5 protein-coding genes are annotated in these 11,780 nt (G+C 59.5%); 3 read left to right on the forward strand and 2 right to left on the reverse strand.

Annotated features, from left to right (window positions below):
• The first annotated feature begins 32 nt into the window (after positions 1–32).
• A complete protein-coding gene (locus tag WA943_RS10765; RefSeq protein ID WP_424469877.1) occupies positions 33–6,857 on the forward strand; it encodes a filamentous hemagglutinin N-terminal domain-containing protein in 6,825 nt (2,274 codons plus the stop codon).
• Positions 6,858–6,951: 94 nt separating this feature from the next.
• On the opposite strand, the gene WA943_RS10770 is transcribed toward WA943_RS10765, so the two are convergent.
• Positions 6,952–7,857: a helix-turn-helix transcriptional regulator gene (locus WA943_RS10770; RefSeq protein ID WP_424469878.1), complete on the reverse strand. Its 906-nt coding sequence runs from the start codon at positions 7,855–7,857 to the stop codon at positions 6,952–6,954.
• Positions 7,858–7,863: 6 nt separating this feature from the next.
• Positions 7,864–9,153 carry an MFS transporter gene (locus WA943_RS10775; protein WP_424469879.1) on the reverse strand — a complete coding sequence of 430 codons (1,290 nt, stop codon included), beginning with the start codon at positions 9,151–9,153 and terminating at the stop codon, positions 7,864–7,866.
• A gap of 202 nt (positions 9,154–9,355) precedes the next feature.
• On the opposite strand from WA943_RS10775, the gene WA943_RS10780 reads away from it, so the two are divergent.
• Positions 9,356–10,966, forward strand: coding sequence for a carboxylesterase/lipase family protein (locus tag WA943_RS10780; protein ID WP_424469880.1), 1,611 nt, complete (start codon positions 9,356–9,358; stop codon positions 10,964–10,966).
• A 141-nt stretch (positions 10,967–11,107) separates the two neighbouring features.
• The coding region (locus WA943_RS10785) for a DUF1302 domain-containing protein (protein WP_424469881.1) at positions 11,108–11,780 on the forward strand (673 nt) is incomplete at its 3' end.

Consider the following 11,780-nt stretch of genomic DNA (forward strand, 5'->3'; position numbering starts at 1 on the left):
GAGGGCCTTGGGAACATATGACTGGTAAGATCTTGAATCAGCGGAAGTATCGGCTCCTCACGTCAACGGCGTTGACACGGCATGTCGCTGCATTTGGTGCAATCGGCTTCGCTCTCAGCGCAAACTCTGCCTTCGCCCTCGATCCCAACGCCCTGCCGCAAGACCCGAACGTGGTCGGCGGCGCGGCGACGTTCAACCTGTCTGGCCCTGCGACGCTGAACGTCAATCAGTCGACGGACCGTACGGTCATCGACTGGCGCAGCTTCGACATCGGTTCGAACGCGACGACGAACTTCATCCAGCCGAACAGCTCCTCGATTGCGGTCAACCGCGTCAACAACTCGTCCAACCCGACCGAAATTCAGGGCAACCTGAACGCGAACGGTCAGGTCTGGATCCTCAATGCCAACGGCGTTCTCTTCGGCAAGACGGCGAAGATCGACGTTGCGGGCATCGTCGCCTCGACGGCGAATATCAGCGTCCAGTCGTTCATGAGCGGCGATACGCGCCTGCAGCTGACGGGCGCCGATGGCGGCTCGGTCACCAATGAAGGCAACATCACAGTTGCCGATGGCGGGCTTGCGGCTTTCGTCGCGCCTGCGGTTCGCAATAGCGGCACCATCACCGCGCGCGTCGGCCAGGTTGCGCTGGCGGCGGGCACCACCTTCACGCTCGATCTCGCAGGCGACCGCCTCGTCGAAATCGGCCTCGGCGCCGACAACGCCATTGTCGACCATTCGGGTCACATCGTTGCAGACGGCAGCACGGTCCAGATTTCGGCGCGCGCTGCCGGCGCTCTCGTCGACTCGGTCGTCAACGTCTCGGGCACCGTTCTCGCGTCTTCCGCGCATGAAGAAGGCGGCACCATCATCCTCACCGCCGATAACATCACCACGACCGCCGACGCTGTCCTGAAGGCAGACGCAGGCACAAATGGCGATGGCGGCACGATCTACGGCTATGCCGACAAGCTCGGCAAATATGACGGCACCTTCTCCGCCCAGGGCGGCTCGCAGAGCGGCGACGGCGGCTTCATCGAGACGTCTGGCGAAACGGTCAATTTCGGATCGGCGCTTTCCGTTAGCGCCTCGGCGGCCAACGGTGCCGCAGGCAAGTGGCTGATTGATCCGAACGACATCACAATCGACAGCGCGCTCGCGGGCGCTCTGACGGCTTCGCTTACTGGTGGAACAAGCACCGAAGTTTCGACGGCAGGCGGGACTGGCGGCAATGGCGATATTACGCTCGACACCACGATCAATGCTGCGGCGACCAACGGTGCCGAACTGACTCTTACCGGCCGCCGTGTATCCCGTACCGGCTCCAATACCGTCAACATCAGCGGCGACGGCGCGCTTATCATCAACGTCAATGCGGTGAACAACACTCCAGTTGGCGGTACGTGGATTCAAGACGCGCTCAACGTCATCGGAAATGTTACCGGTGCGACCGTCAACGTCGGTGCCGGCACGTATGCCGCGAACAACACGATCAGCAAGGCGAACGTAACTCTCGCGGGCGCTGATGGCGCGAAAATCGCTGTGGGTGTCGGGCAGACGGGCGTGACGATCAATGCCAGTGACGTAACGCTGAGCGGCTTCGAAATCGCGGGCCCAGTGTCCGGCAATCAGGCGACGCTTGATTGGACCACGGCGGGCAACAGTTGGGGCGTGTTCGTTACGGGGAAATCGAACAGCAATGTTACGATTACGGACAACAATATTCATGATGTCCGCACCGGTATTCTGATTGCCAATAGCGGCGCGAATGGCACGCAGGACACGACGCTAGAGGATGCGGCTTCCGGCACGATCGCCAACAACGTGCTTGAAAACACCAAGGGCGGCATCCTTATCCAATATCGCGATGGCCATACTTTTGACATTCACGGCAACTCTGAAGGCGTGAATGGAAATGAATGGGGTATCGTCACGGGCCTGCAGAACACCAAGATTGCGAGCGACCCGAGCCTTGCGCGCCAGCAGCAGATTCTCAACTGGGCGACAGACAATGGTGGCATGACCGTACTTGACCGTCAGTACTCAACGGCCAACCGCTCGTCGGTAACTGTGGATGCAACGGGTGTGGCTACGGCTGCTGACGATTTCGGCCTCGGAAATGGCGTCGGTAATGAGCGCCAGCCGATCAACAATATTCAGGCGGGCGTCGACGCCGTGGTCACTGGCGGCACCGTGAATATTAAGGACGGCACCTATGTCGTGAATAGTGCGAATGGTTACAGACATGGCCGCCTTGAAATTACCAAGAGCCTGAACCTTGTTGGTCAGAGCGAAGCCGGTACCATCATTGATGGGCGCGGTGCCGCAACCTACGGCCTTCGCGTTGTATCAGGCGCCAACAATGTCTCTCTCAGTAACTTTACGGTTTGGGGAGCGACGGTTGGCCAGTCCGGGAAGACTAACGGCTCAGGCAACCTCGGTTACGGCATTAAAGTTGAAGATGTAAGCGACTTCTCGATTTCGCACGTAACTACGCAAGGCGCGTTCAAATCTGAACTGGACCTTAACGGCGTGATCAACGCTACGATTGATCACGTCACTGCGAATGGCGCACCGGTTGGTGGAGGAGCTAACACCGGCGGCAACGGTATTTCGATTGCGGATAGTCAGAACATAACCGTCACGAATACCACGACGCTCAATAACAATTGGGGCGGCATCGCGATCTACCAGTCGAATAGGTCAGGCGGCTACTCCTACCAGACGAAAGATATCACTATTGCGGCGTCGAACATTTATGGCGAAGCGAACCCCGTCTATATGGAAGACGAATCCACCACCAATAATTTTGGCGCGGTGACGGTCGAAGGCTTTGACTACATCGCTCGCAACACGAATCCGACCGACGCTTACACGTGGTTCCAGAAGACACAGCAGGGCGCTATCGATGTCGCCGTTCTGGCTTCGGGCTACGTGCAGGGCTGGCTTGGTTCCGCGGCGAGCAACATCTTCACCGTCGGTTACAACACCGCTGGCACGCAGGCGCTGTCGATTAACACGGCGATCAACGCGGCCTCGACGGGCGCAACCGTAAACGTTCTCTCCGGCGTTTATGACCAGGCGGTCACGATCAATAAGGGCCTGACGCTTCAAGGAGCTGATGCGAACAATCGCGCTCAAGTCACAGGCGGAATTCTGCTTTCCGGTACATTCAGCGATCTCGCGCTCAGAAATCTCTCCGTTACGGGGAACGCTGGCTCGAACACCGTTATTCGCGGCGGCTCGATTACTAATCTCATCGTGGACAACGTGAAAATTGATGGTCAGAACGCTACGGGCCGCAATGGCTTCATTGGCGGTCAGTATAGCGGTGATATCTCCATCACGAATTCACAGTTCGAAAACATCAGTGGTGGGTCTGCATTTGATACACGTAGCGGAGCGGGTACCTCCAGAGATGGTACACAGATCACAAGCGCGATCTTCTCGGGCAATTTGATCGACAACGTGAAGGGTGGCATCACGTTTCGTCAGCAGGAAGATGGCACTTATAGCGATGTCACGATTTCCAACAACATCGTGAAGAATATTGGTAGCACCACAAACACTATCGGCGGCATCTTCAAGATTTTCAATGCCGATACGGTGAACTTCGCCAGCAATGCGATTAGCGACATCGGTACCAATGGCTCTGTGTCGAGCGATGGCGTGCATTACGGCGCCGCCCTCCTTACGCGAGGCGTTAACGAGCTTAATGTCGCGGACAACATCTTCACAAATGTCCATATGGCGGTGGCTACCGAAAAGGCGAGCGGGGCTGGTGTGAGGTTTGCTGCTCCGGGTCAGACGAATTTCACAGGCAATACGTTCGACAATACAGGCTATGCGTTCTTCATGCCCGGCGACGCCGCCGATGGCGGCAATGTCACCTTTGGTGCGGGCAACCAGATCAATTCCGGCGCCGATACCATCCAGTACATTGTCTGGCGCAACAGCAACGCGCTTGACCTGACCAACGTCAAGTTCAATGGCGAACTCGGTTCGGAAATGTCGGACGCCGAACTTTTCGCGACCGAAGATCTGATCACTCACGGCACTGATCTGGCTTCGTCGGGCCTTGCCACGGTGAAAGCCGGTAACGTCTACGTGACGACCAATTCGGGCTCGGTGCAGCGTGGCATCGACAAGGTCGCTACTGGCGGAACCGTCAATGTGAATTCGGGCACCTACGGAGCCTTCGGAACGTCGTTTGGCGGCGCATCTGATGTGACGATCCAGGCCGCCGACGGCGCGATCATTGATGCTACGGGTCTGACGGGCCGTATCATTGATCTGCGTGCCGACGGCACGACACTGACCGGCTTCACCATCAATGGTGACGGTGGCGGCGTCGGCGTCTCGATCTCAGGGCAGGGCGTGACGGTGAGCGACAACACGATCAACGGCACGTTGACCGGCGTTCAGACCACAACCCAATATTCTGCTGGCAATGCAATCATCAGCGGCAACACGATCAATACCGCTTATGGCATCAGCCTGCAGAACACCGGCAACACCGTTTCGGGCAACACTGTGACGGCATCGATGGAAGGCGTTGGCTTGGCTCAGGGCGCCAACACTTTCACCGGCAACACCTTTGACATCGTCTACGCTGGCGGCCATGCCCTGCAGTACTATGGTACCGCATCGCCAAATGACCTGAGTGCGTCGGACAATACTGTCAGCATCTCGGGTGGCTCACTGCAGGGTGCCGTCGATCTGGCTGGCACCGATGGTGACCTCAATCTGGCTGCGGGCAGCTACGGGCTCATCTCAACCCTTTATGTTAAGAATAACGGGCTGACGCTGACAGGCGCAGGCGAGGGACAGTCCAACATCAGCACAATATCGGCGGGTTATGGCATCTATGTCACCGGCGATGATGTGAAGCTCTCTGACTTCACGTTCAACGGGAACACTGCTGCTGGCCACTACGCGATCAAGGTTCAGCCGGATACGGGCGTTGCTTCTGATCGGTTGCTGAACTTCACCATAGACAGCGTGACGATCAATGGCTCGAAGAAGACGGGTCTTGATCTGAACGGCGTTGTGGGTGCCACAATCAACAATCTCACGGTCACCAACACAGCGGCTGGCAACGGCATTGCGCTGACGGACTCTGCGAATGTGACGATCACCAACGCTGTCACGTCCGGCAATGCCTGGGGTGGTCTGGCGCTTTATCAGACCAACAGGGCTTACGACCAGCAGGTAAACAACATCACGGTCGATGGCACCAACAGCTTTGGCGAAGCAAATCCTGTCTACATGGAAGATGAGTCTGATGGTACGACGGCTTATGGCGGTGCCATTGGCATCGACTTCGGAACGGTCAATATCGCTGGTTACACGTTGGCAGGTCACAACGTCGACCCGTCTGACAAGTACACATGGCTGAACAACTCAGTTACGGGTCTTGCTGACTGGATGCAGGTTAAGGGCGCACTCCTTACAGGCTATGTGACAGGCTGGACGGGTTCTATCTCTGACAGCACCTACTATGTCGGTCACACGACAGGTGGTGACGCCATGTCGATCAACGCCGCAGTAGCGAACTCCGCAACTGGCAACACGATCAATGTGGCCTCCGGTAGCTATGGCGAAGATGTAGTGGTGACCGGTGCGCGCAACATAGCTTTCGACGGCTCGACCGTTGACAGCTTCACGCAGAACGTGGCCTCCGCGATTGGCGGAACGGTTTCGGCGGTCAATGGCTTTGTCCTCAATGCCACGACGCTGCTCTCCAACACGGTGCTGAACGGCAGCGTGACGGCCACGTCGATTGACGGGTCGACGGCGGGCGGTCAGACGCTGACGGTGAACGGGGGCAATAATGCTCTCGGTTCGCTCGGTGCGACGACGCGCCTTGGCGCAACGTCGATCTCGGGCGCGACGACGCTCAACGGCAGCACCTATGCTGCGAACGCGCTGAGCTTTGCCGGTCCGGTCACGCTGACGCAGGCGCTGACCACCTTCAACACGACGATCTCGCCCAGCGCCGCCGGTAACATCACCTTCACCGGCAGCATCTTTGGCACCACGGACGGGGCACAGAATGTCGCGTTCATCGCAGGGGCCGGTACGGGCGCTGCCGGGGCCAATGGCGATATCAGCCTGCAGAATGCCGGCACCGACACCCTTTGGCTCGGTTCGGTGAGTGCGACGGGCGACGACTTCTCCGGCGCGACGGTCTATGTCGGCGGCGATTACAATTCGACGCTGACCGGCAACCAGGCCTTCACCTCCAACACGCTCCACACCAGAGGTTCGGTGACGAGCACTGTCGGCGGCGACGCAACCGGCCCGATCGTCTCGGGCGGCAATGTCGATGTGACGGCTGGCGGAAACTTCAACGGCAACGTCACCGCGCCGACTGGCACGGTGTCGGGCAACACGGTGACGGGTACCTTCACCGGCAATACGTTCAATATCCTCGCCGTCAACGGTGTCGATGTGGACGTCTTCGCGACCACGCTCAATCTGACGTCGCCCTCGGGCACGGTGGATGGCACGTTCACGAATATCAATACGGGCGGTTCGGGTTCGCTTGTCGTCAACGGCAAGACACGGACGGGCAATCTCGGCACCAATCCGAACCAGATCGTTGTCGAGGGCTATACGCTTCCGGCCGGTTCGATCGTGACCCCGTCGGGTGAGATCATTCTGCCGAACGGCATGATGATCGGTCTCGTCAGCCCGCAGGCTGGCCCCGGCGCCACGGGTTCGAAGCCCAAGATCGTGGTCGTTCACAGCGTCCAGAGGCTCGGCGAGTTGCTGGCTCAGGGCTATGTCGCGATCATCATCGACCTGTCCAAGGACGAGGACGATCAGGAAGAGATCATCGCTCTGGCGAATTGATCCGGCGGCTCTTCGGAGCCCATGCATAAGAAAACGCCGCAGCAAAAGCTGCGGCGTTTTTGTTTGTTCTTCCGGCTACCGAATTTGTGAAGCGTCAGCCGTTTGCCTGCGCCATTGCCGCGCCGTTCAAGGTTTCGAAGAACAGCGCCAGCAGCTCGGCCTGCGAGCGCACGTCGAGTTTGACGTAGATGCGTTTGATGTGATTGCGAACCGTGCCGGGTGCGATGTTCAGCATACGGCTTACGGATTTCGGCGGCAGCCCTTTCAGCAGCAGGCGCGTGACTTCCTTTTCGCGCTCGCTCAAGGCGTCGTCGCCGAAGCGTTCATAGGCGGATGACAAGACGCGGTGCAATTGCGGCGAGGGAATATCGTCGAGGCCGCCTTCGCGGTCATAGAGCGACCAGATGCGCTTTGCGACCGTTTCGATGCTGTCCGTCACTGCGTTCAGATATCGAAATTCGACATTGGAGAAAGGCGTCGTGTCCGCCAGTCGCATCAGCGAGACATAGGCGGCGAGGTCGTTGCTCAGATAGAGCAGATAGCAGATCTCATCGACCATGCCATAGGGACGATAGAAGGAGATGTAATAGTCGCTTTTGCGAAAGTCCGGCGGAAACATTTCCCTGGGCGAAAGGCAGACGCTGGCATCGCGTTTCAGAAACTGCTCATAGCTTGGATCGAGCAGATATTTTCCTTCCAGATAGCCCATGTTCCATTCGTCCGACCCTTCGAAGTCGATGACGACGGGCGGTGCCTTGCGCCTGTAAAAGCCGACATAGACAGAGGTGTCCGGCACGAAATTGCGCAAACCCGTCGCGAGTTTTTCCACGCTGGAATGGGCATCGGGCGTTGTCAGGCATTCCGCCAGACATTTGCTCCATTGCGCCACCAGCCCAAGCGGCAAGGAGCCCTTCAAGTTTCCATCTGTCGCCATCCGCCCCTCACTCACGCATACCCCGATGGCGCAATTCTGCGGATTGGCGCGACGCGTTGCAAGCATGTCGGCTCATGCGGCCTTGCTCCCGTGATCTGCGAATTCGATATCGTGCTTCCGCCGCGCAAAATCTGCGCGGGTCGCTTGCTCATCGTCTGTGCCGTCCTTGACGCGATCGGCGGCGATGCCTGCCGGAATTGCCGCCGCCGTCGAGAGGGCAAGGATGATCGTGGCCAGAATGAACAGGGGCGCGAAGTTGGTGCCGCTGATGGCGGTGCCGAGGAGAACGGGGCCGATGCTTCCGGCAAGCGAGGCGACAAGCACGCCTGCAATGGCGGTGCGTCCGCTGCGGTCGAGCGCCGATTGCGCCGCCTGAAAATAGGGAATGACAAAGCACCAGGCGGCGTTCATGGCGCCGAGGCCGAGCATATAGCCAAGCGGCGAGGGCTCGCGCAGCGCGAAACAGATCGCCGGGATCGCATAGCCCGCAAGTCCGATCAGGATCGGCATCAGCCGTCCGAACCGATTGCCGACCCAGATGACGACAAGGCTCGCCGGAATGCCCATGAGCGTTGCGAGAGCGAGCAGTTCTGCGGCGCGGCTTTCGCTGAGGCCGCTGGCGACGCCGAAGCGATGCTCATAAGTCCAGATGCCGATGCCCGCCAGCTCAAACAAAGCCTGCCCGGCAACCGCGCAGCCTGCAGCGATGGCGAGGCTGGAGAGGCGCGCGTGCCTGGGTGCCATGGGCCGTGGCTTTGTTTGCCGCAGCAGCGGCGTTGCGCCGCCATTGAGATTCATCAGTGGAATGAATATCAGGGTTATCAATCCGGCTGTGAGCAGGCACAGGTAAATTGTCGAGGGGCCGATGAGCGTCTGGAGCGGCGGGACGATGAAGAGCAATGCGGATGTCATGAGAAACTGGAAGAGCATCAGCATGCCAAAGCCGCTGCCGGAATCTTCATGGCGCGCAATCCAGTTGGTGACGGAGGCCGATACCAGCCCCATGCCGAAGCCCGAAATCAGGCGGGTCCCGCACAGGCTGGCCGTGCCGGGCGCGACGAGCGACGAGAGATCGCCCAGAACCGCGACGAGAACGCCGATGGTTGCAATCGTCGGCAGCGGCAGGCGCGTGACGAGCCACAGGCAGACCGCAAGGCCGAGCGTCGCGCCCGTCACATTGGCGGCGGCGATGAGGCCCGCCGATTGCTCGCCAAGCGCGAGCCCCGATGCCCAATGCGTGACGAGCAGCGGCAATGCGCCGATTGCCATCAGGCCGTAGGCACCTGCAAAGGAAATCGCGGCGATGGTCGTCAGGCTGCGATGATCGCAATGCGACCACCATGCGCGCTTTGGGCGCGGCATGGCCTCGTCCAACCTGCCGCTGTGCCGGGGCATGTTCTATCCTCTTCCTGACCGTAGAGATTTGTAGGCGGAAGATGATGCTTTGCGTTCGGGCGCGCCATGGCCTTGATAGGGCAGTACGCGGCGCTCTAGCCCATGAAGGCCATACCCGCCGCAGCGCAATTCTTCTACTCGATGAAGGGGTTGTGACGAGGGAGCTGAAATGGCAATTGCGCTGACGACATATGGCCGCGTCGATGGAACGTTGGAAGATGGCATTCACGTCTTTTACGCGATCCCCTATGCGGCAGCGCCTGTCGGCAAATTGCGTTTTCAGCCGCCGCAGCCGCATGCGCCCTGGGTCTATACGCGACGGGCGCATGATCGGGGCCCGGTCGCGCCGCAACTGCCCGATGTTTTCTATGAGGCATATGGCGGGCAGATTTGCGCGCGCAGCAATGAAGACTGCCTGCACCTCAATATCTGGACGCCAGCCCTCGACGACAAGCGCCGTCCCGTCATGTTCTGGATTCACGGCGGCAGTTTCCTGATCGGTTCAGGCAGCGAGCCGGACTATAACGGCGCGAAGCTCGCGCGCGACGGCGACGTGGTCGTCGTCACCATCAACTACCGGCTTGGCGCGCTCGGCTTTCTTCACCTGGCCAATCTCGGCGAAGAGGGTTTCGCGCAGAGCAGCAATCATGGCCATCGCGATCAGATCGCCGCGCTGAAATGGGTGCGCGACAATATTGCGGGTTTTGGCGGCGACCCGGAACTGATCACGGTTTTCGGCGAATCCGCTGGCGCCGTCTCGACCCAGAATCTGATGGTCAGCCCCTATTCCAACAAGCTCTTCAAGCGGGCCATTCCGATGTCGGGGCCGGCGCTTGCTGTTGGACAGGTGACGGCGACGAATATTGCGAAACGGTTTCTGGAAATTGCGGGCGTGAAGACGGCGGCTGAGGCGCAAGTCCTGCCGCTCGATGCGATCCTGCGTGCGCAGGCCGATCTTCTCATCGAGCATAGCGAAACCGTGCTCGGCGATTCATTGTTCTTTCCGACGATGGATGGCGATGTGATCCCGGAAGATCCGCTGGAGCTTCTTCGTCGCGGCGTCGCGGCGGATATCGATCTGATGATCGGCGTCACGCATGACGAGGCGCGCTACTGGCTACTCTACTATCCCGAAGTCATGTCGCTGAGCGAGTCCGATCTCGACGCCTGGGCGGCGCGGACTTTCGGCGAGCATGCACCGCGCATTCTGAAAACCTATCGCGCGATGCCGGGCGAGAAGACGCCCGCGCAGGTCATGGCTGCGATTGTCGGCGGCGTCTGTTTCAACTGGGCGGTCGGCCACAGCGTCATTGCGCAGAGCCGCTTTCAGGCCAATACGTGGCTCTATCGCTTCGATGTTCAAAGCGATGTTGCGGATGGCTTTTACGGCGCGCCGCATGCGGGCGAGCTGCCATTTTGTTTCGGCACGATTGATGCGGGCATGGGTGGCTGGTACGACAAGACCGACCCGGCGGTGCTTCGCTCGATCAACAGATCCTTCAGCAAATCCCTTCTCGCTTTTGCACGCAGCGGCAATCCCAACAATAACGACATTCCGCGTTGGGAGCCGTTCGAGCCGCGTTCGGGTAGGGCGCTTCTGTTCGATCGCGAAAACAGCAGCGCGGGTCATGTGTTTCAGGACGAGTGGAAGCTTTGGGACGAGACGATAGGTGCGGCCGGACGCGACAGGCTCACCGCCTATTTCCAATTGCCCAATGCGCCCGGATTCAAAGTGATGGGCGTCAATTGGCCGGAGCAAACCTCCGGCACGGATGAATGAGCGCGGCCTAGCCTATGAAGGACATAGCCGGGCCGTTGTCGCGTCATTAGCCTTCTACAATGGGCTGGCGATTGCGTCAGTGGGGTCGATGGCAGCGCGCTCCCCGGGGGGAAGTGCTGCATAGTAAATGGGGGGACTTGCATGTCGGATCGACGCAAACGCCTATCCGCCGGTCTGCTTGCGCGGACATTATTGGGCGCGGGTGCCGGTATCATTTCGCTCGTCGCGATTTCCAGCGATGCGGCGGCGATGAAGTTCAAATCTGGCGAGTTCGACATCTCCGTCGACACAACCTTGTCGGCCAGCGCAATGGTGCGGACGAGCCCGCGCAACTGCGCCTTTGTCAGCGCGGACAATCCGCAGGGTTGCGCCAATGACGGCTTCACGGACAATTACGACGACGGCAATCTGAACTTCAATCAATGGGACGTCTTCAGCGCGCCCATCGGCGGCATGACCGAGCTTGAAGTCAAATCCGGCGACTATGGCGCGTTCCTGCGCGGCAGCTATTTCGTCGATGGCATCTTGTGGAACAAGGAATCGACGCGCCGCACGGATCTCAGCGATTCAGCCATCAGCCATATTGGCCGCCGCGCGCGGCTGCTCGATGCCTATGTCTATGGCGTCGTGCCTGTCGGCGACATGCCGGTCAACGTGCGTCTCGGCAATCAGGTTCTGAACTGGGGCGAGAGCGTCTTTTTCGGCGGCGGCATTGCCGAGACGAATTCCTACGACATGACCAAGTTTCGCGGCGCGGGTGCCGAAATCAAGCAGGCCTTCCTGCCTGCGCCCATGGCGCTGGTGCAATTCGCGC

This window comes from Parvibaculum sp. (assembly GCF_049651025.1).
Classification (GTDB): domain Bacteria; phylum Pseudomonadota; class Alphaproteobacteria; order Parvibaculales; family Parvibaculaceae; genus Parvibaculum.

Coding starts and splice junctions, on each gene's coding strand:
- WA943_RS10770 (WP_424469878.1), bottom strand. CDS start 7,857: ATGCTTGCAACGCGTCGCGCCAATCCGCAGAATTGCGCCATCGGGGTA.
- WA943_RS10775 (WP_424469879.1), bottom strand. CDS start 9,153: ATGCCGCGCCCAAAGCGCGCATGGTGGTCGCATTGCGATCATCGCAGC.
- WA943_RS10780 (WP_424469880.1), top strand. CDS start 9,356: ATGGCAATTGCGCTGACGACATATGGCCGCGTCGATGGAACGTTGGAA.